This window comes from Cellulosimicrobium funkei (genome assembly GCF_004519295.1).
GTDB classification, from domain to species: Bacteria; Actinomycetota; Actinomycetes; order Actinomycetales; family Cellulomonadaceae; genus Cellulosimicrobium; species Cellulosimicrobium funkei.
On sequence record NZ_SOZH01000003.1, the window covers coordinates 122,098 to 143,103 of the forward strand.

At 75.6% G+C, this 21,006-nt stretch carries 21 protein-coding genes; 11 read left to right on the plus strand and 10 right to left on the minus strand.

The features are described 5' to 3' along the window. Positions 1-16 precede the first annotated feature (16 nt). On the minus strand, positions 17-1,693 hold the full coding sequence (locus E1O70_RS03560) for a carbamoyltransferase family protein (protein WP_043660497.1): 1,677 nt from the start codon (positions 1,691-1,693) through the stop codon (positions 17-19). Positions 1,694-1,879: 186 nt separating this feature from the next. Here E1O70_RS03560 and E1O70_RS03565 point away from each other — a divergent pair, with 186 nt between their 5' ends. From E1O70_RS03565 to E1O70_RS03575, 3 genes are all read left to right on the plus strand, one after another. Further along, positions 1,880-3,316, plus strand: coding sequence for an aldehyde dehydrogenase family protein (locus E1O70_RS03565; RefSeq protein ID WP_061267405.1), 1,437 nt, complete (start codon positions 1,880-1,882; stop codon positions 3,314-3,316). Then, positions 3,313-4,110, plus strand: a complete 798-nt coding sequence (locus tag E1O70_RS03570; protein WP_034654591.1) for an MBL fold metallo-hydrolase — start codon at positions 3,313-3,315, stop codon at positions 4,108-4,110. Before E1O70_RS03565 ends, E1O70_RS03570 begins: the two co-directional genes overlap by 4 nt. A 314-nt stretch (positions 4,111-4,424) precedes the next feature. Beyond that, complete coding sequence (locus tag E1O70_RS03575; protein WP_128957497.1) at positions 4,425-8,210, plus strand: PQQ-dependent sugar dehydrogenase; 3,786 nt, start codon at positions 4,425-4,427, stop codon at positions 8,208-8,210. Between the two features lie 147 nt (positions 8,211-8,357). Here E1O70_RS03575 and E1O70_RS03580 read toward each other — a convergent pair whose 3' ends face one another. From E1O70_RS03580 to E1O70_RS03590, 3 genes are read right to left on the minus strand one after another with little or no spacing between them, the layout of a single operon-like run. Next, the gene (locus E1O70_RS03580) at positions 8,358-8,981 is read right to left on the minus strand and encodes a DUF3618 domain-containing protein (RefSeq protein ID WP_061267407.1); all 624 of its coding nucleotides are present in this window, start codon (positions 8,979-8,981) and stop codon (positions 8,358-8,360) included. After that, on the minus strand, positions 8,978-9,484 hold the full coding sequence (locus tag E1O70_RS03585; RefSeq protein ID WP_082774375.1) for a phage holin family protein: 507 nt from the start codon (positions 9,482-9,484) through the stop codon (positions 8,978-8,980). Before E1O70_RS03585 ends, E1O70_RS03580 begins: the two co-directional genes overlap by 4 nt. After that, positions 9,468-10,373, minus strand: coding sequence for a hypothetical protein (locus E1O70_RS03590; protein ID WP_061267408.1), 906 nt, complete (start codon positions 10,371-10,373; stop codon positions 9,468-9,470). Before E1O70_RS03590 ends, E1O70_RS03585 begins: the two co-directional genes overlap by 17 nt. Positions 10,374-10,644: 271 nt before the next feature. On the opposite strand from E1O70_RS03590, the gene E1O70_RS03595 reads away from it, so the two are divergent. The 4 genes from E1O70_RS03595 to E1O70_RS03610 all read left to right on the plus strand — a co-directional run bounded on the left by E1O70_RS03595 (position 10,645) and on the right by E1O70_RS03610 (position 13,505). Then, positions 10,645-10,902 (plus strand): hypothetical protein, encoded by a 258-nt coding sequence (locus E1O70_RS03595; RefSeq protein WP_034654615.1) that lies wholly within the window; start codon positions 10,645-10,647, stop codon positions 10,900-10,902. Positions 10,903-11,018: 116 nt separating this feature from the next. Next, a complete protein-coding gene (locus E1O70_RS03600) occupies positions 11,019-12,218 on the plus strand; it encodes an iron-containing redox enzyme family protein (RefSeq protein ID WP_082774372.1) in 1,200 nt (399 codons plus the stop codon). Further along, positions 12,211-13,215: a glycosyltransferase gene (locus E1O70_RS03605; protein WP_061267409.1), complete on the plus strand. Its 1,005-nt coding sequence runs from the start codon at positions 12,211-12,213 to the stop codon at positions 13,213-13,215. Before E1O70_RS03600 ends, E1O70_RS03605 begins: the two co-directional genes overlap by 8 nt. Continuing rightward, positions 13,212-13,505, plus strand: a complete 294-nt coding sequence (locus E1O70_RS03610; RefSeq protein ID WP_061267410.1) for a CDGSH iron-sulfur domain-containing protein — start codon at positions 13,212-13,214, stop codon at positions 13,503-13,505. Before E1O70_RS03605 ends, E1O70_RS03610 begins: the two co-directional genes overlap by 4 nt. Here the strand turns inward: E1O70_RS03610 and E1O70_RS03615 are convergent. Continuing rightward, positions 13,439-14,281 carry an SDR family NAD(P)-dependent oxidoreductase gene (locus tag E1O70_RS03615; protein WP_061267411.1) on the minus strand — a complete coding sequence of 281 codons (843 nt, stop codon included), beginning with the start codon at positions 14,279-14,281 and terminating at the stop codon, positions 13,439-13,441. The two genes, E1O70_RS03610 and E1O70_RS03615, sit on opposite strands and share 67 nt — an antisense overlap. Beyond that, positions 14,278-14,877, minus strand: coding sequence for a DUF2231 domain-containing protein (locus tag E1O70_RS03620; RefSeq protein ID WP_061267412.1), 600 nt, complete (start codon positions 14,875-14,877; stop codon positions 14,278-14,280). The genes E1O70_RS03615 and E1O70_RS03620 overlap by 4 nt, the downstream gene beginning before the upstream one ends. Before the next feature lie 385 nt (positions 14,878-15,262). Here E1O70_RS03620 and E1O70_RS03625 point away from each other — a divergent pair, with 385 nt between their 5' ends. Together E1O70_RS03625 and E1O70_RS03630 are read left to right on the plus strand one after the other, a co-directional pair. Beyond that, positions 15,263-16,144, plus strand: coding sequence for a manganese catalase (locus tag E1O70_RS03625; protein WP_061267441.1), 882 nt, complete (start codon positions 15,263-15,265; stop codon positions 16,142-16,144). An 11-nt stretch (positions 16,145-16,155) separates the two neighbouring features. Beyond that, positions 16,156-17,511 carry a cytochrome P450 gene (locus E1O70_RS03630; protein WP_061267413.1) on the plus strand — a complete coding sequence of 452 codons (1,356 nt, stop codon included), beginning with the start codon at positions 16,156-16,158 and terminating at the stop codon, positions 17,509-17,511. Between the two features lie 73 nt (positions 17,512-17,584). Here the strand turns inward: E1O70_RS03630 and E1O70_RS03635 are convergent, their stop codons facing one another. After that, positions 17,585-17,764, minus strand: coding sequence for a hypothetical protein (locus E1O70_RS03635; RefSeq protein ID WP_061267414.1), 180 nt, complete (start codon positions 17,762-17,764; stop codon positions 17,585-17,587). Positions 17,765-17,987: 223 nt separating this feature from the next. Between E1O70_RS03635 and E1O70_RS03640 the strand changes: the two genes are divergently transcribed. Continuing rightward, complete coding sequence (locus tag E1O70_RS03640) at positions 17,988-18,422, plus strand: DUF6098 family protein (RefSeq protein WP_061267415.1); 435 nt, start codon at positions 17,988-17,990, stop codon at positions 18,420-18,422. Between the two features lie 12 nt (positions 18,423-18,434). Here E1O70_RS03640 and E1O70_RS03645 read toward each other — a convergent pair whose 3' ends face one another. From E1O70_RS03645 to E1O70_RS03655, 3 genes are read right to left on the minus strand one after another with little or no spacing between them, the layout of a single operon-like run. Next, positions 18,435-19,244: a cytochrome c oxidase assembly protein gene (locus tag E1O70_RS03645; protein ID WP_082774376.1), complete on the minus strand. Its 810-nt coding sequence runs from the start codon at positions 19,242-19,244 to the stop codon at positions 18,435-18,437. Continuing rightward, positions 19,244-19,726, minus strand: a complete 483-nt coding sequence (locus tag E1O70_RS03650; RefSeq protein ID WP_061267416.1) for a DUF2243 domain-containing protein — start codon at positions 19,724-19,726, stop codon at positions 19,244-19,246. The genes E1O70_RS03645 and E1O70_RS03650 overlap by 1 nt, the downstream gene beginning before the upstream one ends. Then, positions 19,723-20,400, minus strand: a complete 678-nt coding sequence (locus E1O70_RS03655) for a GAF and ANTAR domain-containing protein (protein ID WP_128957499.1) — start codon at positions 20,398-20,400, stop codon at positions 19,723-19,725. The genes E1O70_RS03650 and E1O70_RS03655 overlap by 4 nt, the downstream gene beginning before the upstream one ends. Before the next feature lie 136 nt (positions 20,401-20,536). On the opposite strand from E1O70_RS03655, the gene E1O70_RS03660 reads away from it, so the two are divergent. Then, positions 20,537-20,974, plus strand: coding sequence for an SRPBCC family protein (locus tag E1O70_RS03660; RefSeq protein ID WP_061267418.1), 438 nt, complete (start codon positions 20,537-20,539; stop codon positions 20,972-20,974). The last annotated feature ends 32 nt before the right edge of the window (positions 20,975-21,006 follow it).

Below are 21,006 nucleotides of genomic sequence, written 5' to 3' on the forward strand. Positions count from 1 at the left end.
CGGCCCGCGGGCGCGCTCACGCCGTCGCCCCGGACGGAGCGGCGAACACGTCGGGCCGGCGCACGAGGTGCGGGCCGAGCACGAGCGCGTCCACGGGGGCGGACCCGAAGAGCTCGAGCGCGTCGCGCGGGTCGTCGACCATGGGGCGCCCCGCGGTGTTGAGGCTCGTGTTGACGACGACCGGCAGCCCGGTCAGCTCCTTGAACGCCCGGATCGTCGCCTGCAGGCGCGGGGTCGAGTCGTCGACGGTCTGGATGCGCGCGGTGCCGTCCACGTGCACGACGGCAGCGATCCGGTCGCGCCACGCGGGCGCCACCTCGTGCACGAAGAGCATGTACGGGCTCGGGACGGGGCCGCCGGAGAAGATCTCCGCGGCGTCCTCGAGCAGGACCATGGGCGCGACGGGCCGGAACTGCTCGCGGCCCTTGACGTCGTTGAGCCGCTCCAGGTTCTCCACCGGTCCCGGGTGCGCGAGCAGGGAGCGGTGCCCCAGCGCGCGCGGTCCGAGCTCGGCGCGGCCGTCGAACCACGCCACGACGCCGTTGTCGGCGAGGATGCGTCCGACCTCGGCGGGCAGGTCGTCGGGCGTCGTGAACGGCACCTGCGCGGTGCGCAGCCACCGGGCGAGCGCCTCGTCGCCCCACGCCCGGCCGAGCGCCGCCGAGCCCATCGGCTCGACGGTGTCGCCCGCCTCCGCGGCGAGCTGGAGGGCGGCGCCCAGCGCCGTGCCGGAGTCGCCCGCCGCGGGCTGGACCCAGACCTCCTCGAACGGCGACTCGCGCCAGACCCGCGAGTTCGCGACGCAGTTCAGCGCCGTGCCGCCCGCCATGGTCAGCACGCGGTCGCCCGTCTGCCCGTGGAGCCACGTCGCGAGGTCGACGAGCACCTCCTCGAGCCGCGCCTGCACCGACGCCGCGAGGTCGGCGTGCTCGGCCCGGCCGCCGTGCGCGGTGCCCCACGTGCCGTCGTCCGTGCGGCGCGGCGCCCAGCGCTCCCAGTCGGGAACCTCGGCGACGAAGCCGCCGTCGCCGGTCGCGTAGAGCACCTCGCGCAGGTCGTCGAGGAAGCGCGGCTCGCCGTACGACGCGAGCGCCATGACCTTGTACTCGTCGCTCGACCGCAGGAAGCCCAGGTGCTCGGTGAGCGACTCGTAGACCAGCCCCAGCGAGTGCGGCAGCTCCTGGCTCGCGAGCACCTCGAGGCGGCCGTGGTCGTACCGGCCCGCGAGGTGCGACGAGCGCTCCCCGCGGCCGTCGAGCGACAGGACGCTCGCGACCGGGAACGGCGACGCCAGCGCGGCCGACGCCGCGTGCGCGACCTCGTGCGGCACGAACCGCACCGTCGAGGGGGACAGGCCCGGCAGGGCGGTGGCGAGGAACTGCGGCGCGCGCTCGGCGTACTGCACGCGGAGCCAGTCCCACGGGTCCGGCAGGCCCATCTCCTCGGCGGGCTTGGCCAGCGCCGGGTCGAACGAGTACGCGACGGCGTCCAGGTCCTGGGGGCGCAGCCCGCCCTCCTCGAGGCACCAGGCCATCGCCTTCTCGGGCAGCTCCCACGCCGCGAACGGCAGCGGTCGCTTGCCGTGCTTGCGCCGCGAGAAGCGCTCCTCCTCCGCGGCGGCGACCACCCGGCCGTCGACGACGAGGGCGGCGGACGGGTCGTGGAACAGGGCGTTGACTCCGAGGACGCGCATAGGCTGCGAGCCTTCCTCGTTCGGGTCAGGCTCGTGGTGCGCCTCGAGAAACCGGGGGCACTCCACCTGACGCGTGCGGGTCGGCTCTGCTGCAACCCGACTTCACCCTGACCCGGAGAAGCGGTTCTCGCACGCCGACGTCGCACCCATGGGTAGTTCTCTTCGTGTGATTCCCGGGAGGCCTGCATGACCACGACCACCGCACCCACCACCCAGCCCGAGCCGGCCGCGCCGGCCGCGGGCGAGCGCCACCTCGACCGGACCGACCCGGCCACGGGTAGGCCCGCCACACCGGTCCGCTGCGCGGGCGCCGACGAGGTCGACGCCGCCGTGCGCGCCGCCGCGGCCGCCTGGCCCGCGTGGCGCGCGACCCCGCCGGGGGAGCGGGCCGGTGCCCTGCGCGCCGCCGCCCGCGCGGTGCGCGCCGCCGTCGACGAGCTCGGCGACCTCCTGTGCACGACGACCGGACGGCTGCGGGCCGAGGCGCGCGCGTCGGCCGAGGTCGCCGCCGACCTGCTCGACGAGGCCGCCGTGGCAGGCCTCGGCCGAGCGGGCAGGGTGCTCGCGGGCGACCCCGCCGCGCTGGACGTCGTGCGCCGCGAGCCACGCGGCGTCGTCGCGGTGATCACGCCGTGGAACGACCCCTACCCCGCGGCCGCCGGGCTGCTCGCCGCGGCGCTCGTCACCGGCAACACCGTGGTGCACAAGCCGTCCGAGCGCAGCGACGCCCCCGGGGTGCGCCTCGCCGAGATCGTGGCGGGCTCGCTCCCGCCGGACGTCCTGCGCGTCGTCAGCGGCGACGGCGGGACGGGCGCGGCCGTCGTCGCGCACGACGACGTCGCCCTGGTCGCGCACGTCGGCTCCACGGCCGCGGGCCGGCGCATCGCCGCCGCCGCGGGCGCGCGCGGGGCGAAGGTGCTGCTCGAGAACGGCGGCAAGGACCCGCTCGTCGTGGACGCGGGCGTCGACCCGGTGCTCGCCGCGCGGCAGATCGCGACCGGCGCGTTCACCAACGGCGGCCAGCTGTGTACCGCCGTCGAGCGGGCGTACGTCGTCGAGGAGGTCGCGGACGCGGTCGTCGCCGAGCTCGCGCGCCTCGCCGACGAGGTGGTGGTGGGCGACCCGGCCGACGGCGCGACGACCATGGGACCGCTCGTCGACGACGCGCAGCTCGCCGTCGTCGAGGAGCACGTGCAGGGGGCGCTCGCGGCGGGGGCCGAGGTCGTGACGGGCGGCCGGCGGCTCGACCGGGCCGGGTCGTACTACGCGCCCACCGTTCTCGACCGGTGCCCGGACGACGTGGACCTGCTCACGACGGAGACGTTCGGCCCCGTGGCGCCGGTCGTGCGCGTCGCCGACTTCGACGAGTGCCTGCGCCGCGCGTCCGCGTCGGCGTACGGGCTCGCGGCGACCGTGCTCACGCCGTCGCTCGCCCACGCGCTGCGCGCGGCGGACGTGCTCGACGTCGGCACGGTCAAGGTGAACGCGGTGTTCGGGGGCGCGCCGGGCGGGTCGGCCGACCCGCGGCGCGGCAGCGGCGGCGGGGCCGGGTACGGGCCGGACCTGCTCGACGAGATGACCGTGCGCAAGGCCGTCCACCTCGAAGCGCTGGGGGAGCCGTGAGCCGCCGTGCGAGCGCGACGCTCACGTTCGGCGGGACGGCGACGGCGCTCCTGCGGTTCGGGCGCTTCACCGTGCTCACCGACCCGAACTTCCTGCACCGCGGCCAGTGGGCCTACCTCGGCAAGGGCCTCGCGTCGCGGCGCCGCACCCAGCCCGCGCTCGGGCCGACGGGCCTCCCGCCGCTCGACGCGATCGTCCTGTCCCACCTGCACGGGGACCACTTCGACCGGGTCGCGCGGCGCGGCCTGACGCGGCAGGTGCCGCTCCTCACCACGCCGTCCGCGGCGCGGCGCCTGGCGCGGTACCACTTCGCGACGGTCGGCATGCCGACCGGCACGATCGAGACGTTCCGCTCGGGCAAGGAGACGCTCGACGTGGAGTCGGTCCCGGCGATCCACGCGCGCGGCGTCATGCGCTCGTTGCTGCCGGAGGTCATGGGCACCGTCTACACCCACCGCGTGGACGGCGACCGCCAGACCCAGGTCTACGTCACGGGCGACACGCTCACGGGCGACCACGTGGACGTCGTCGCGGACGCGTTCCCGCACCTGGACTCGGTGGTCGCGCACCTGGGCGGGACGCGCATCCTCGGCCGGACCGTGACCATGGACGACGTGCAGGGGGCGGACCTCGTGCGGCGCGTCGGCGTGCCGCTCGTCGTCCCGATCCACCACGACGACTACGGCGTGTTCCGCAGCCCGCTGCGCGACTTCCTCGCGCGGTCGCCAGAGCTGCCCGGGGTCGAGATCCGGCCCGTGGCGCGGGGCGCGACGGTCGACCTCCGGGTCGACTGACGGGCGGGTGCCCACCGTGGGGGCCCGCCCGGCGACCCACCACGAACAGCGACCTTGTGGTCGGTTTTCGTGAGGGGTCCGGCCCAACTTTTCGTCTGGATATTTCAACTTCTGACTTGGCATCAGCGAAAGTCGCGCTTAGGGTCGAACGCAGCGCGGGGCCAGGACGGCGCCGCGCAGGCCCCGGTCCCTGGGGCCGTCCACCCATCCGGGTCGACCGATCAGCGGCGATCGTCGAGCAGCGGCACCGAGCACAGGTGCCGCGCTGCTGGTCGGGGACCACGGGCTCCTCGATCCACGTCAAGGAGGACGTTGTGCACAGACCATCCACGAGCCGACGCAGGCTCGCCCGAGGTGCCGCGGCGGCGCTGTCCGCCGCGTTGCTCGTCCCGCTCGCGATGAGCGGGGCGAGCGCGCACCCCGGCCACGGCGGAGACGAGAGCGAGACCGCCGCCGAGGCCGCGCAGGACGACGCGGCACTCGACTGGAACAACTACGAGAAGGTCCTGCTGAGCAAGGACACCGGTGAGCCGATCGACCTCGCCGTGCTGCCGGACTCGCGGGTCCTGCACACCGCGCGCGACGGCGTCGTCCGTCTCACCGACACCGCGACCGGGCGGACGACGCAGATCGCGAAGCTCGACGTCTACGCGAACTCCGAGGACGGGCTGCAAGGCATCTCCCTGGACCCGGACTTCGAGGAGAACGGGTTCGTCTACCTCGTGTACGCGCCCCGCGTCATGGAGGGCACCTCGCCCACCGGGGTCGAGTACCCCGAGACGACGCCGCAGGGCAGCGCGCCGAACTCGCTCCCCGCGGGTGAGGACGAGAGCTACTGGGACCGGTGGCTGGGCTACAACCAGCTCTCGCGGTTCACGTGGGACGCGGAGAGCAGCACGCTCGACCTGGACAGCGAGCGCGCGATCCTCAAGGTCGACGCGCAGCGCGGCCAGTGCTGCCACGTCGGCGCCGACATGGCATGGGACGCGGAGGGCAACCTCTTCCTGTCCACGGGTGACAACACCCCGGCCGGTGCCCCCGGCGCCGACGGGTACGCCCCGAACAACAACGCGCCCGGCATGAACCCCGGGTTCGACGACCGCCGCAGCGCGGGCAACACGAACGACCTGCGCGGCGCGATCCTGCGGATCAACCCGATCGAGGACATCGCCCCCGGCACCGAGGTCGGGCCCGGCACCACGTACACGATCCCCGAGGGCAACCTCTTCGACGACCCGCAGTACGAGGGCTCCGAGGACCTGGTGCGCGAGGAGATCTACGTGATGGGGGTGCGCAACCCCTTCCGGATCGACTACGACCTCGAGTCCGGCGCGCTCGTCTGGGGCGACTACGGCCCCGACGCGGCGAACGCCAACCCCGACCGCGGCCCCATGGGCTACGTCGAGTGGCAGCTCACGACCGAGCCGATGAACGGTGGCTGGCCCTACTGCCACGGCCCCAACGCGAACTACAACGAGTGGGACTTCGCGACGGGCACGCCCGGCGAGTGGTTCGACTGCGAGGCCGGCGCGAAGAACAACTCCACGTGGAACACCGGTCTGGACGTCGTCCCTCCGGCCACGGCGCCGCAGGTCTACTACGGCGACCGCCCCGGCGACCAGCCGGAGCTGCTCGACCCGCTGGTCGAGCTGGGCGGCGGCGGCCAGGCGCCCATGGGCGGCCCGATCTTCCGCTCCGCCGACTACCCCGACGCGCCGGGCAAGTTCCCCGCGTACTGGGACGGCAAGCCGTTCATGGCGGAGTTCTCCCAGGACTACGTCGTCGCGTTCACGCTCGACGAGCTCTCGTCGGCCGGTGAGGTCACCGCCGTCGAGGACTTCCTGCCCAACGCGCACCTGGAGACGGTGAACCAGCCGATCTGGGACAACGTCATGGACATGGAGTTCGGTCCGGACGGGTCCATGTACGTCCTGGAGTACGGTGACGGCTTCTTCCGCCAGAACCCGGACGCCGGGCTGTACCGCATCACCTACGGGTCGGAGAACAAGACCCCGCGCGCGGCGATCTCCGCCACCCCGGTGTCGGGCAGCGACGCACCGCTCGAGGTGACGTTCGACGCCTCGGCGACCACGGACGCGGAGACCCCGAACGAGGGCCTGACCTTCGACTGGGACTTCGACGCCGACGGCGAGTACGACGCCCAGGGCGAGACGGTGACGCACACGTTCACCGAGCGCGGCCGGTTCGCCGTGCAGCTGCGCGTCACGGACCCGGAGGGCAACTTCGGCCTCGCGATCCAGCAGGTCACCGTCGGCAACACCGCCCCGGAGATCACGCTGAGCCAGCCGGACGGCGCGGTCTTCGACTGGGGCGACGCCGTCCCGTACACCGTCGCCGTGCACGACGCCGAGGACGGCGACGAGCCGGTGTGCACCAACATCCAGTACACGTTCGGCCTCGGCCACAACGAGCACGCCCACCCCGAGGTGAGCGGGCGCGCCGCGGTCACCGAGGACGGCTGCGGCTTCACGATCCAGACGAGCCCCGACGCCGTCGAGCACGGCGAGGGCGAGAAGATCTTCGGCACGCTCGTCGTGACCTACACGGACAAGGCCCAGGGTGACGTCCCCGCCATCACCGGCGAGGCCACGCACATCCTCAAGCCGCAGGCGCAGCAGGCCGAGTGGTACGACGCGGCCGAGGGCGTCGAGGTCGTCGAGGACGCGGCGGCGAACGCCGGCCGCTACGTCACCTCGTTCGACGAGGGCGACTCGTTCACCTACCGGCCGCTCGCGCTCGTCCACGCCCCGACGGGCGAGGCCGTCGACGAGGTGACCGTCCGCGGCAGCGGCGAGGGCACCGTCACGCTGAGCTGGCAGGGTGCGGGGGCCGAGTCCTCCGAGCCGCTGGCCGACTTCGCCTTCACGGGCGAGGGCTGGCAGGACGTCACGCAGACGCTGAGCAGCGTGCCCGAGGGCACCGGCTCGGTCGTCGTGACGACCACCGGCGGCGTGGACGTCGACGCGGTGACGTTCGCCGTGGGCGAGGGCAGCACCGAGCCGGTCGTCGTGCCGGCCGAGCAGGTGTCCATCCAGATGTTCTCGCTCATCCCGTGGGTCAACGAGGCGGGCCTCCCGGCCGTCCTCGAGCGCCTGTCGGAGATCGGCTTCAAGAACATCGAGCCCTTCGGCGGCAACTTCTCCGGCTACACCGCCGAGGAGTTCCGTGCGCTGGCCGACTCCTACGGCCTGAGCGTGAAGTCGTCGCACTACAACGTCGACGAGGCCACGTTCGACGCGACCCTGGACTACGTGGGGACGCTCGGCCAGGAGTACGTCGGCTCGGGCGGCTGGCCCGCACCGGGGATCGGCACCTACGAGAACACGCTCGCGACGGCCGAGGCCATGAACCGGCTCGGGGAGCGGGCGGTCGACGCCGGCTTCACGAAGTTCTTCGGCCACAACCACGACGGCGAGTTCCGCACGACGTACGAGCACGAGGGGGAGACGCTCTCGGCCTGGGAGATCCTGGTCCGCGAGACGAACCCCGAGTACGTGACGTTCCAGCTCGACGTCGCGTGGGCCGCCCACGCGGGCGTCGACGTCCCGGCGCTCATCGAGCAGTACGGCGACCGGATCGAGCTGCTCCACGTCAAGGACGCCACGGGCCTGAACGCGGGCGGCCGCCCGTCGTTCACCAACCTGGGCGAGGGCGAGGTGCCGCTCCAGGAGATCCTCACGGCGGCGCAGGAGGCCGGCGTCGCGTACTACGTCCTCGAGTGGGACCAGGCGCCCGACGGCGAGGACTTCGCGGCCCACGGCTTCGAGTACCTCACCGGCGTCCCCGCCGGCGAGACCGGGCCCGACGTCACGGCGACCGCGCAGGCGCGCTGCCTCGCGGGCAAGACCTACGTCGCGGTCCGTGCCCTCAACGAGGACGACGTGCCGCTCACCGTGACGCTCGAGACGCCGTACGGCACGAAGACGGTCGAGAACGTCGCCCCGGGCGCGAACGCCTACCAGTCGTTCGCGGTCCGCTCCGGCGAGGTCGAGGCCGGCTCCGCCACGGTCACCGCCACCGACGCCGAGGGGAGGACGGCCACGGTCACGGCCGAGCACGACGCGCTGTCGTGCGGCTGACACCGGCCTGACGCGCAGGAGCGCCGGGTGAGGCGGACGTCCGACGCCGCCTCACCCGGCGCTCGCGCGTCCGGGCACCGACCCGCTCCGGACGCACGGCGGCCCGGGTGACGCACGCGTCACCCGGGCCGCCGTCGTGCGGGCCTGTCAGCCCTCCTTCACCTGGTCGCGGACTTCCGCCGCGGCCTCCTTGCCGTGCTGCCCCACGGACTGCGCGGCGTCCTTCGCGGCGTCGCGGACGGCCTCGGCGCCCTCCTTCGCGGGCTCCTTGAGGTCCTGCACGACCTCCTGCGCCGTGGACTTCACGTCCTCGACGAGCGGGGCCGCCTTCTCCTTGACCCCGACGGCGGCGCGCTGCTCGGCGCGGCTCGACGGGAGGAGGGAGGCGACGACGAGGCCCACGCCGAAGGCCACGAGGCCGACGGCGAGCGGGTTGCCCTGCGTCTGCGCGCGCACCGCCCGCGGGGCGGAGCCCACGGTGTCGGCGACCGAGGACGCCGTGCTGCGCGCCGAGTCGGCGACCGAGGAGGCCGCCTCGCGCCCGCGCTCGGCGACGCCGTGCGACGTGTCCCGGGCCGAGTCGACCGTGTCGTGCGCGCTGCCCATGACGCGGTCCTTGACGCTCGTCACGCCCGACCGCACGCGGTCCACCTGGCGGCGCGCCACGTTGCCGGGCTTGACCTTCTCCCCGAGGGCGTCGACGTCGCGGCTCAGCTCGGTCCGCGTGCGCTCGATGTCCGCCCGGATCTCCTCCGGATCGCTGGTGCTCATGAGTTCTTCTCCTCGTGTCCTCGGACGGCGTTCGGGATCTTCTTGAGGGTGTCCGTGGTCTCGGGCATGCCCTCGACCGTGCGCAGCTCCTTGCGTCCGCGCGCCGCGAGCACCGCGGCGACGATCGCCCAGAGCACCGCGACGACGACGGCCGACCAGCCCCGGCCCATGACGGCGCCGAGCGCCCACCACAGCGCCACGGAGAGGAACAGCAGGACCATGTGGCCCGCCACCCCGGCGCCGGCGAGCATCCCGGCGCCCTTCCCGGCGCGCTGCGCGGACTGCTTGGCCTCCGCCTTGGCGAGCTCGACCTCCTGGCGCACGAGGGTCGACAGGTCGCGGCTCACCTCGGCGACGAGCTCGCCGAGGCTCTGCTGCTCGGCCTGCTGGTCCGCCGACGTCGGCACGGGCTGCGGCGTGGCCGCGAGGCCCGGGTCGGGGCCGCTGCCCGTCGTGTGCCGACCGGTGCCCGCCGCAGCGAACGGGTCAGGGGTGTACGACATCGGGGCCACCTCCCGGCCGGGCGCCCGAGCCGGGCGTCGTGGGCGGGTACGACGGCGCCGGGGGAGCGCCCTCGGCCGACGTCGCGACGTCGGGGTCGTGCGCCAGGCGGTCGTTCGCGAGGCCCGGGTACGCGCCCGCCGTGCCGATGTCCGGCGCGCCGGTCGTGCCCGTGCCGCCGGTCGTGCCCGGCACGCCGGTGGTCCCGGTCGTGCCGGTCCCGGTGGTCCCGGTCGTCGCGCCGGTGGTCGTGCCCGTGCCCGTGGTCGTGCCGAGCGGTGCGGCGTGCGCGCCGCGCGTCGCGGACGGCGTCGACCCGGTGCCGCCGCTCTGCGCGCGGTCGGAGCCGGTGTCCGGTGCGTCCTTCATCCCGCGCACAAGGCGCCCGACCAGCAGGCCGGCGCCGGCGGCGAGGAGGAGGAACGTGCCCGGACGGCGCCGCGCGAAGTCCTCGACCTCGTGCAGCACCGACGCGGGCTCGCGGTCCTCGAACCACTGCGCCACCTGCCCGGTGGCGTCCCCGGCGCGCCGCACGAGGTCGGTCGCGTAGCCCGGGTCCTCGGTGCCGTCCGCCATCTGGCGGAGCTCGTCACCGAGGGACCGCAGCCCGCTCGCGAGGCGCTCCTGCTGCGTGCGCGCCTGGTCGCTGAGCTCCGTCCTCGTCTGGTCGACCAGGCCGCGGGCGCGGTCCGTGGCCTCGTGCGCGACGTCGCGCGCCTTCTCCTTCGCGTCCTGCGCGACCTCGCGTCCGGCGTCGCCCGCGTGGGACGCGGCCTCGCTCGCGCGCTGCTTCACCCCGGACGCGGCGCCGCCGCCGTCCCCGGTGCCCTGCGCCGTCCCGACACCCGGCGAACCGGGCCCCGAGCCGTACGGCACGTTCGTCTCGCTCATGGTCGGACTCCCGTCGTCGTCGCCGCTCGTGCGGCGTGACTGATGACGGAGCGGTAGCCGTGCCGGGCTCTCGCTCCGCCGGTACGGCCACCTCCTGGACCACCTCCCACGCTAGGCGCGGGCCGCGCGCACACAACTGGAACGGGGGTCGCCCCGCGGGTTGCGAGCGGACGGGGCCTTGCGACCGTGGGAGGCGGTCCAGCAGCCGGCCGCCCCCGCCGGGCCCGGCCCGGCAGCACGACGGCGCCCCCGGGCGCAGGAGGTTTCGACCATGGCCACAGGAGAGACCGGGTTCGACGACGTCACGTTCGACCTCATCTCGGTGCAGTACCACTCGCTCAAGGCCGGGCACGACTACGGCCAGTACGTGCGCGACGCCCGGAACGCGGGCAAGGAGGAGATCGCCGCGTTCTTCGAGAAGGTGATGGCGGAGGACTCCGAGCGGGCCCAGCAGTGCCACCGCTTCCTCGCCGACCTGACCCAGGACGGCACGTCCGCGACGTCCCCGCAGGGCTCCCAGCAGGGCTGATGCACCGCCGGCCGCCCGCTCGGGAGCCGGTTCGGCTCGCGAGTCGGGCGGTCCGTGGGGAGCATGGCGGTGGCGTCGAGCAGGGGCGCCGTCCGCGCGAGCGTCAGGAACACGTGATGACCTCCACCGCCCTCCCCGCCCACGTCCCCACCGCCGGGTCGGCGACCACCACCGGCCCGGCGGACGAGCCCGCGCCCGGAGCCTCGCCGGCACCGGGGTCGGGCCGCCTGCCGCGGCCCCGTCCGCGGGGCCCGTTGAGCGCCGCGCTCCTCGCCGCGCTCGTCGAGCCCCCGGGTGCGGCCGACCTGCGGCCGGTCGAGGACGCCGTCGGGCCGGCGCTCGACGCCGCGGCCGGGACGATCCTGCGCGACGAGGACGTGCAGCTCACCCTCACCCTCCTCTACGAGCTCCACTACCGCGGGGTCGAGGGCGTCGACGACGACTGGGAGTGGGACCCGGCGCTGCTCGCGGTGCGGGCTCGTCTCGAGGCCCCGTTCGAGGCCGCGGTGCGCGGGCGCGCCGGCCGGCCGGCGTGCGACGCGACCGACGCGGCGGGCGTCGCGCGACGGCTGTTCGAGCTCGCGGCGGCCGACGACGGCCCGAGCCTGTCGCGGTACGTCGCCAAGCGCGCCGACGCGGGGCAGGCGCGCGAGCTCCTCGCGCTGAAGTCCCTCTACCAGCTCAAGGAGGCCGACCCGCACACGTGGGCGGTCCCGCGGCTCGCGGGCGTGCCAAAGGCGGCGCTCGTGGAGATCCAGGCGGACGAGTACGGCGGCGGTCGGCCCGGCCGCATGCACGCCGAGCTGTTCGCGCAGGCGATGCGCGGCGTCGGGCTCGACGACACGTACGGACGCTACGTCGACGCCGTGCCCGCGGTCGTGCTCGCGGCCCTGAACACGATGTCGCTCTTCGGCCTGCACCGGCGCCTGCGGGGCGCGATCGTCGGCCACCTCGCCGCGTTCGAGATGACGTCGTCGGTGCCGAGCCGCCTGTACGGCAACGGCTTCCGCCGCCTCGGGCACGACGCGGACACCACCTGGTACTTCGACGAGCACGTCGAGGCGGACGCGGTGCACGAGCAGATCGCGGCGCGCGACCTCGCGGGGCGCCTCGTCGAGCAGGAGCCCGCGCTGCGCGACGACGTCCTGCTCGGCGCGGCCGCGTGCCTGGCCGTGGAGGGCGACGTGGCTGCCCACGCGCTCGAGCGCTGGCAGCAGGGCGCGTCGGCGCTGCGCGTGCCGCTCGCCCCCGCCGTCGAGCCGCAGCAGGGCACCGGCCCCGCCGCGGCGCAGGAGGGCGACGCGCCGCGTGGCTGACGTGACCTACGTGCTGCCGCTGCGCCGCGAGCAGCCCGACGAGCCGGCGACGGCCGAGCTGTCCGCGTACCTGCACGACCTCGCGCGCCACGTCGAGGTCGTCGTGGCGGACGGGTCGCCCGGTCCCGTCCGCGACCGCCACGCCGCCGCGTGGGGCGGCGCGGCGCGCACCGTCGCCGTCGGCCCGCCGCCCCCGGGCTGCAACGGGAAGGTGGTCGGCGTCCTCGCCGCCCTGGCCGCGACGACCGCGCCGCGCGTCGTCGTGGCGGACGACGACGTGCGCTGGGACGCCGCGACGCTCGACCGGGCGCTCGCGGCGCTCGACGACGCCGACGCCGTCGTGCCGCAGAACGTGTTCGACCCGCTGCCGTGGCACGCGCGCTGGGACACCGCGCGCTCGCTCGTGAACCGCGCGCTCGGTCACGACTGGGCGGGCACGGTGGTGCTGCGACGCGACGCGCTCGGCCCCGACGGGTACGACGCCCGCGTGCTGTTCGAGAACCTCGAGCTGGAGCGCACCGTGCGCGCCCGCGGCGGGACGGTCGTGCACCGTCCCGACCTCCTCGTGGCCCGGCGCCCGCCGCCGACGCGGAAGTTCGTCGAGCAGCGCGTGCGCCAGGCGTACGACTCGTTCGCGCACCCCGTGCGGCTCGCCGCGGAGCTCGCGCTCGCCCCGCTCCTCGGCGCGTGCGTCGCCGGTGTGGTGCGGCGCCGCGGGCCGGCGCGCGCCGCGTGGCTGGGGACCCTGGTGGGGCTGCTCGCGGGCGCCGTCGCGCTCGCCGAGGCGGGGCGACGGCGCGCCGGGGGCACCGCGGCGTGGCCCGCGTCGTCGGCGCTCTGGGCCCCCGCGTGGCTGGTCGAGCGGGCCGTGTGCGTGTGGGTCGCGGTCGCCTGGCGCGTCCGCGGCGGCGTGCCGTACGCCGGCACGCGGATCCGCCGGGCCGCGCACCCGACGGCCGCGCTGCGCGGCGCGTCGACGCGGGCGGTGGCCGCGTGACGGGCGCCGGGCGCGCGTCGCGCGAGGAGTCCCGGGCGGGGTCGCGGGCGGAGGAGGTCACCGTCACGGCGTGCCCGGACGGGCCGCTCCTCGTCCGTGGACCCGCGCGGCTCGTCGACCAGCAGGGCCGCGAGATCGAGCGGCACCGCGCGACCGTCGCCCTGTGCCGCTGCGGCGGCACGGCCATCCCGCCGTGGTGCGACGGGACGCACAAGGTGAACGGCTACCGCAGCGGCGAGCCCGACGACGGGGCGCGCGGGACCGCCAGCGACGGCGGGACGGGCGCGTAGAACCAGCCGTGGAACGCGGCCCGCGCCGGCTGGGGCAGGACGCGGGCGACCGCCAGCATGGCCTTGCCCTGGACGCCGTGGACCACCTCGGGCCGGCCGTGGACGAGCGCGTCCACGGCCTGCCGCGCCACCGCGGCGGCGCTGGGCTTCGGCAGGCGCCCCACGTGCGTGCGCTCCATCCCGGCCTCCCGGAAGAACGGCGTCCGGGTGGGCCCGGGCAGGAGCGCGGTGACCGTCACGCCCGTGCCGGCGAGCTCGCCGCGCAACGACCACGCGAACGACCGCAGGAACGCCTTCGACGCCGCGTAGGTCGCGAAGTGCGGCGCCGGCATCTCGCCGGCGACGGACGCCGTGACGAGCAGCCGCCCGTGCCCCTCGGCGAGGAGGTCGGGCAGCAGCAGGTGCGTCAGGTGCGCGACCGAGCGCACGTTGAGGTCCACGAGCCGCAGCTGCGCCTCGAGCGGGGTGCGCGCGTACGCGCCGTGCACCCCGACGCCCGCGTTGAGGACGACGGTCGAGACGCCGAGCTCGCGCGCCCGCCGGGCGGTGGCCTCGACGCCGCGCGGCGTCGTGAGGTCGACCGTGAGGCCCTCGTGCGTCCCGCCGTGCGCGGCCAGATCGCCCACGGTCGCGTCGACGTCGCGGTCGGCGACGACCAGGACGTCGTGCCCCCGCCGGGCGAGCTCGTGCGCGAGCGCGCGGCCGATGCCGCTCGTCGCGCCCGTCACGAGCGCGTTCGCGCGGTCCCGCACGACCGCCGGGGGACGCGGCGTCACGGGAGGTCCGGGACGTCGTCGTCGCCGAGCGCGACCTCGGCGGGCGGCTCGCGCAGCGCCTGGGCCAGGTGGCCGCCGAGGAACGCGCTCGCCCCGGCGAGCCCGTAGGCGGCGAGCGACACGGCGACGCCCGACCGGCGCCGGCCGCCGCGGCGCAGCAGCCACGACGCGCCGTAGAGCAGCGCGACGCCGGAGTTGAGCGCGGCATGGACCGCGCCGACACGGCGCGCGCGGCGGTCGACGTCGAGGTAGTCGGCGAGGCCCGTGAGCGCGGTCGGCGCGACCGCGAGCACGCCGAGCCCGACGAGGCGCTGCGCCGCGGGCGCGCTGCGCTCGCCCCCGACGAGGTCGAGCACGGCGGCGCTCGTCCACAGACCGACGGGCACGTCGGTGAGGGTCGCGTGCAGGGCGTGGCCGAGCGAGCGGCCGTGCAGCTCCTCGCGCAGCCGTCCGTGCGAGGGGACGAGGGCGAGCGCGACGCCGCGCACGGTGCCGGAGAGCCCGTCGAGCGCGGGGGAGTCCTCGAGCCGCCGGGCGAGGCGCAGGAGGACGGGGGAGTCGTCGTCGCGGGCGGCGGTGCCGGGGGCGTCGGGCATGGTGGCTCCTCAGGTCTCGTCGAGCTCCCGTTCTCGAAGCTGCGTCGACCGTAGGCACGTTCGCGCGCGCTCGCGCGCGTGGGCCCGGACGCACGTCGCCCTCGTCCCGGCGGGCCCGGACGAGGGCGGTTCGCCGCGGGGCAGGCGTGCGGCGGTCTTCTTCACCGGCTGCCCCGCGACGGGCACCACGCTAGGGGCTCGGCTCCCTCGGCGGCCTTCCCCGCCGGGGGTGAAATCCGGCGTGTCGTGGTCCGGCCGCCCCAGATGCGACCGGCGGCGGACGGCCACAGGGTGGGAGGACGCTCGACGCGTCGAGAACGGGGCGCGTGCCGTGGTCCTCCCGTGCACGCTCGTGCCCGGGAGGCGACCTCCCGAGGGAGAGACCATGTTCTTCCACCGTCAAGGGCTCCAGCACCAGGCCACGCCGGACCGCCCGGACGCCGTCTACGCCCGCAAGCTCCAGGAGGTGCTGGGCGGGCAGTACGGCGAGATCACCGTGGCCATGCAGTACGGCTTCCAGTCCTGGAACGCCCACATCCCCGGCAAGTACCGCGACCTGCTCTACGGCATCGGTGCCGAGGAGTTCGGGCACGTCGAGATGCTCGCGACGATGATCGCGCAGCTCCTCGAGAAGGCGCCCGTCGGCGCCGTCGAGGGAGCGGTCCAGAACGACCCGACCGTGGCGGCGATCATCGGCGGCACGGACCCGCAGCACGCGATCGTCGCGGGGGCCGGCGCACGGCCCGTCGACTCGAACGGCAACCCCTGGTCGGCCGGGTACGTGACCGCAAGCGGGAACCTGCTCGCCGACTTCACGGCCAATGCCAACGCCGAGATGCAGGGCCGCGTGCAGGTGGCGCGGCTCTACCACATGACCGACGACGCCGGGGTGAAGGACCTCCTGGCGTTCCTGCTCGCGCGCGACACGATGCACCAGAACCAGTGGCTCGCGGCGGCGCAGGAGCTGTGCGACGAGGGCGTCGAGGAGCTCCCGGTGCCCAGCACGTTCCCGCTGTCGAAGGAGGACCGCGACGTGTCCTACCAGTACATCAACTTCTCCGACGGCGAGCACGCGTCCGAGGGGCGCTGGGCGAGCGGCCCGACCCCCGACGGCAAGGGCGAGTTCACCTACGTCGCCGAGCCGCCCGCGGGCGTCCCGATGCCGCCGCCCACGACGCCGGACGAGCGCTTCCACGGCACGACCGGGAAGCCCTCGACGCTCGAGAAGGCGAAGGGCGCCGTCAAGGACGCCCTGCACAAGGACTGAGGGGAGACCGCGTGACCGACACCCCGGTCGACCTGACGGCGAGCGAGACCGGGCGCGTCCTGCGGGACGTGCTCGGTCCGCTCGTCGCCCAGGGCGCGATCGTGCGGCGTCCCCGCGCGACCGCCTGGGCGGAGCGACGCCAGGTCGACCGCACGTCGCGCCGGGTGCTCGAGCGGCTGCGCGCCCGGTACGACGGCGCGCCGCTCGTCGTGCGCCTCGGGGGCCGGCGGCTCGTGCTCGCCACGCGGCCCGAGCACGTCGAGCGCGTCCTCGCGGGCTCCCCCGATCCCTTCACGCCGGCGTCCTGGGAGAAGCGGGGCGCGCTCGCCCACTTCCAGCCGGACGGCGTGCTGATCTCGCCGCTCCCGGAGCGGCTGGTGCGCCGCCCGTACAACGAGGCGGTGCTCGACATGTCCGAGCCAGTGCACCGCGACGGGGACGCGTTCGTCGCCGCGGTCGAGCACGAGACCCGCGCGCTCGTCGCGATCGTCGAGGCGTCGGGCCGGCTGGACTGGGACACGTTCGCCGCGTCGTGGTGGCGCACCGTGCGGACGGTCGTCCTCGGCCGGGCGGCGCGCGACGACGAGCGCCTCGTCGCGATCCTCGACGCGCTGCGGCGCGACGGGAACTGGTCGTGGTTCCGACCGCGCCGGCCCTGGCTCCGCGCCGCCCTGGAACGACGGATCGCCGAGCACGTCGCGGTCGCCGAGCCGGGGACCCTCGCGGCGCGCGGCCGCGACACCGGCGGGGCGGACGCCGTGCGCCGGCAGATCCCGCACTGGCTCTTCGCGTTCGACGCGGCGGGCGCCGCGACGTTCCGCGCGCTCGCGGTCGCCGCGGCGCGGCCCACCGTGCGCGACCGGCTGCTCGCGGAGCCGACGACCGCCGGGGAGGGTCCGGCCGTCCTCCCGTACGCCCGCGGGTGCGTGCTCGAGTCCGTCCGGCTGTGGCCGACGACGCTCGCGATCCTGCGCGACGCGACGGCTCCCGTGCGCTGGGGCGCGCGCACCTTCCCGGCGGGCACCGGGTTCGTCGTGCTCAGCGCGTTCTTCCACCGGGACGCGGACCGCCTGTCGTTCGCCGACGCGTTCACGCCCGAGGCGTGGCTCGACGGCCGGGCCGACGCCGACTGGGGCCTCGTCCCGTTCAGCGGCGGTCCCGTGTCGTGCCCCGGCCGCAACGTCGTGCTGCTCCTGGCGTCGCACACGCTCGCGCGCGTCGCGCGCCTCGACCTGGCCGTCGCGCGCGGCCGCTACCTCGCCCGGGACCCGCTCCCGCCGACGATGGACCACCTCGGCCTGCGGTTCGGGCTGCGCGGCGAGACGGCCCGCCGGGAGGGCGAGCTCGCCCCGAGCGCGCCCGCCTAGACACCGCCTAGACACTGCCCAGACAGCACGAGGGCCCGGGTGCGCCGCACCCGGGCCCTCGTGCTGCCGCGCGTCAGGCGTCGCCCGACGCCTCCCCACCCGTGCGCGGGTTGACGTTCCCCGGCTCGGCGTCCGGGTCCGCGTCCTCCGACCCCGACCCGCTCGCCTGGCGCCCCTCGCGGGGGTTGAGCGACCGCGGGTCGGCGTCCGGGTCCTCGGCGGGGTCGTAGCCGCGCTCGTCGTTCTCGCTCATGTCGGCCTCCTCGGTCGGGCTCTCGTGCGGGTCTCGCGCCCCGGACGGGCGGCGCGTCCTGTCACCGTCGCACGACCTCCCGGCGCTCGCAGGGCTGGGGATGCCTGGCCGTCGACCCGCTCGTAGCCTGGGGACGGCGGGCGTGACCGGCAGGTCCCGTCCGTCACGGAGAGTCGAGAAGGGGCCCCGCCGGCACGCAGCGACGCCAGCCCAGGAGGTCCCGATGCCCGACGCGCCCAGCATGCTCGACACGCTGCCCCGCCTGCGGAGCCTCGCGGAGGTCGCCGGGCTCGTGGAGGTGGTGCGCCCCCTCTACGTGCGGTTCAGCGGCGGTCCGGAGCAGGACGCCGAGAGCGTGAGCCGCGACCACGAGAGCGGGTGCCTGCTGCCCGGTCTCAGCGTCAACCCGCTGACGCCCGAACCGTGGTGGGACCGCCCGGTGGAGCACTGGGTGGCGCGCCAGCTCTGCCAGTACGCGCACCTCATGACGCCGGAGCGCTTCCCGTGGCTCCTCACGGGCGAGGTCGCCGGGCGCGGCCCGGACAGCGAGCCGCTCCTCGTGGACGTCGTGCCGGCCGCGTCGCTCGACCCGCGGGTCGTCGAGGAGGCGGGCCGGCTCTACCGGAAGGCGTTCGACGCGGGCGACGACGGCACGTGAGGAGCGGAGCCGTCACGCGAGCCCGGGTCGCGTGCGCACGCACGCGGCCGGGATCTCCCGGGGCCGCATCGCCGCGTACCACCCGGCCACGAGGAGCACCATGAGCGTGACGTCCACGACGTCGCCCGCGTAGTACATGAGCTGCGCGCCCGTGCGCGCGTCGGCGGGGGAGACGCCCGCCGGCGGGTGCGCGTAGAGCCACTTCGCGAGCACGGAGTGCGCGGCGACGAAGGCGACGAGCACGCCCGCGCGCACCCGGAAGGACGCGCGGGACGGGTGCGGGTCCGGTCCGACGAGCGACGCGGTGAACAACCAGCCCGCGAGCAGGACGTGCGCGTGCACGACCACGCCCACGACGGCGGAGGAGTGGGCGAGGTGGAAGAGCCCTGTCGTGTACAGGAGCCAGAGCCCGCCCGCGTCGAGGAGGCCCGCGACCACGGGGTGGCCGACGACGCGCGGCACGGGGGAGCGCAGCACCGCGCTGACGCGACGCGCCCGGGCGGGCGGCAGCGCGCGCAGGAGCAGCGACACGGGCGCGGCGAGGACGAGGAGCAGCGGCGCCAGCATGCCCAGCAGGACGTGCCCGACCATGTGGGCCGTGAAGCTCGACCGCGACGCCTCCGCGAGCGGCCCGACGGTCGCGACGCCCGCGCACGCGAGCCCCGCGTACCAGGACAGCGTGCGCCGCACGGGCCACCGGCTGCGCGACCGCGTCGCCCGCAGCCCGGCGGCGTAGGCGGCGGCGCCCAGGGCGAGCGCGACGACCGCGACGACCGTCAGCAGGGCGGGCCCGCCGGTCGCGACGTGATGGTGCGGGGGCATCACGCGCTCCCGGCGGCGTCCGCACGAGCGGGCCGCGCGCGGCGCAGGACGACCAGCCCGACGACGAGCGCGACGACCGCCGTCCCGATCCACACGACGTCGTACACCAGGAGGTCGACGCCGTACCGGATCTGGTGGATCCCGAGGATCTTGTGGTTGAGGACGCCGTCCAGGAGCTCGAAGCCCCCGACGCCGACGACCACGGCCCCGACCCAGCGCGACCACGACACCTCCGTGCGGCGGCGCACGTCGGCGAGCAGGAACAGCCCCCAGACGGTGACGAACCAGCCCACCGCGTGGAAGACGCCGTCGGCGGCGAGCGCCACCTGGGTCGTCGACAGGTCGTAGAAGTGGTGCCACTGCAGGCCCAGGTGGAACACGAACAGGTCGATGATCGACGCCGCGATCCCGGCGCCGAACAGGACGCCCGACAGGACGGTCCGGCGGTCGTGCGCGCGCGCCGCGTCGGCCGGGCCGTTCACGAGCGTCCCGGGTCGTCGTCGGCGGGGTCCGGCGCGTCCTCGACGACGAGCGCGCGCAGGAGGGACTCGGCGACCTCGCGCGGGCTCACGTTCCGGTGCCGGGCCGCCGAGTCGACGATGCGGCGGGCCTCGTCGGCGGAGCACTGGTTGGTCTGCATGATCGCGCCGACGGCGCGCTCCGTGGCGACGGCGTCGGACATGTCCCGGTAGAAGCCCGCGGTCGAGTCCTCGAGCACCGCCAGCTCGAGCCGCAGCCCGACCGCGGACGCCACGAGCTGGGCGTACGCGTCGGCGGCGGTCAGGAGCTCCGGCGTCCACGGATCGGGTGCGCGCGAGTACAGGTTGAGCGCGACGGCGACGTCCGCGGTGACGATCGCGGGGACGGCGACCGAGGAGACGAAGCCCTCCTCGGCGCACTGTCGTGCCCAGCGCTCCCAGCCGACGGACTCCTCGACGGACGGCACGAGCCGGGAGCCGCCGTCCTCCATCGCGTCGATGCAGGGGCCGGCGTCGTCGAGCGCCTCGGCCTGGTCGCAGCGCGCCGCGGCGTCGGTGCTGCTGCCCGCGCGCACGCTCACGCCGGCCTGGCGCATCGTGATGCTGACCTCGAGGCCGTGGCCGAGGATCGTCGCGGCCCGGTCCGCGAGCTCCTGCGGGAAGCTGGCGATGCCCATCGTGCCCTCCTGGCGGTCGGCGCCCGCGCCCACGCGGGCAGGTCCTCACGCTACGGTGGGCGCCTCCCGCTCGCGCGCACTCGCGCCGGGGTGCGCGAGCGGTTGCCAGTGCGGGGCGCGCGACTAGCGTCGCCTCATGGTGACCGTCACTCGGGCCGTGCGATGCCCCTCCGACGCGGTGCTCGGCGTCCTCGCGGACGGCTGGTCGTACTCGACGTGGGTCGTCGGGACGGCGCGTATCCGTGCCGTCGACGACACGTGGCCCGCGCCCGGGTCGCGGATCCTGCACTCGGTCGGGCTGTGGCCCGCGCTGCTCGACGACGAGACGGTCGTGCGCGCCTGGGACCCGGACCGGGGGATCGACCTCCAGGCGCGCGGCTGGCCCGCGGGCGAGGCGCGCGTGCGGATCGAGGTGCGCCCGACGGAGCAGGGCTGCACCGTGCGGATCACGGAGGACGCCGAGAAGGGTCCGGGCACGCTCGTGCCCCGACCGGTGCGCAGCGCCGTGATCGGCCCCCGGAACGTCGAGGCCCTGCGCCGGCTCGCGCACCTCGCGGAGCGCCGGACCCCGTAGCGCGGCAGCACCATCGCCCCCATCGCCCCCAT

Coding starts and splice junctions, on each gene's coding strand:
- E1O70_RS03595 (WP_034654615.1), top strand. CDS start 10,645: ATGGCCACAGGAGAGACCGGGTTCGACGACGTCACGTTCGACCTCATC.
- E1O70_RS03585 (WP_082774375.1), bottom strand. CDS start 9,484: ATGTCGTACACCCCTGACCCGTTCGCTGCGGCGGGCACCGGTCGGCAC.
- E1O70_RS03600 (WP_082774372.1), top strand. CDS start 11,019: ATGACCTCCACCGCCCTCCCCGCCCACGTCCCCACCGCCGGGTCGGCG.
- E1O70_RS03660 (WP_061267418.1), top strand. CDS start 20,537: ATGGTGACCGTCACTCGGGCCGTGCGATGCCCCTCCGACGCGGTGCTC.
- E1O70_RS03560 (WP_043660497.1), bottom strand. CDS start 1,693: ATGCGCGTCCTCGGAGTCAACGCCCTGTTCCACGACCCGTCCGCCGCC.
- E1O70_RS03645 (WP_082774376.1), bottom strand. CDS start 19,244: ATGCCCCCGCACCATCACGTCGCGACCGGCGGGCCCGCCCTGCTGACG.
- E1O70_RS03625 (WP_061267441.1), top strand. CDS start 15,263: ATGTTCTTCCACCGTCAAGGGCTCCAGCACCAGGCCACGCCGGACCGC.
- E1O70_RS03655 (WP_128957499.1), bottom strand. CDS start 20,400: ATGGGCATCGCCAGCTTCCCGCAGGAGCTCGCGGACCGGGCCGCGACG.
- E1O70_RS03565 (WP_061267405.1), top strand. CDS start 1,880: ATGACCACGACCACCGCACCCACCACCCAGCCCGAGCCGGCCGCGCCG.
- E1O70_RS03635 (WP_061267414.1), bottom strand. CDS start 17,764: ATGAGCGAGAACGACGAGCGCGGCTACGACCCCGCCGAGGACCCGGAC.
- E1O70_RS03590 (WP_061267408.1), bottom strand. CDS start 10,373: ATGAGCGAGACGAACGTGCCGTACGGCTCGGGGCCCGGTTCGCCGGGT.
- E1O70_RS03640 (WP_061267415.1), top strand. CDS start 17,988: ATGCCCGACGCGCCCAGCATGCTCGACACGCTGCCCCGCCTGCGGAGC.
- E1O70_RS03620 (WP_061267412.1), bottom strand. CDS start 14,877: ATGCCCGACGCCCCCGGCACCGCCGCCCGCGACGACGACTCCCCCGTC.
- E1O70_RS03580 (WP_061267407.1), bottom strand. CDS start 8,981: ATGAGCACCAGCGATCCGGAGGAGATCCGGGCGGACATCGAGCGCACG.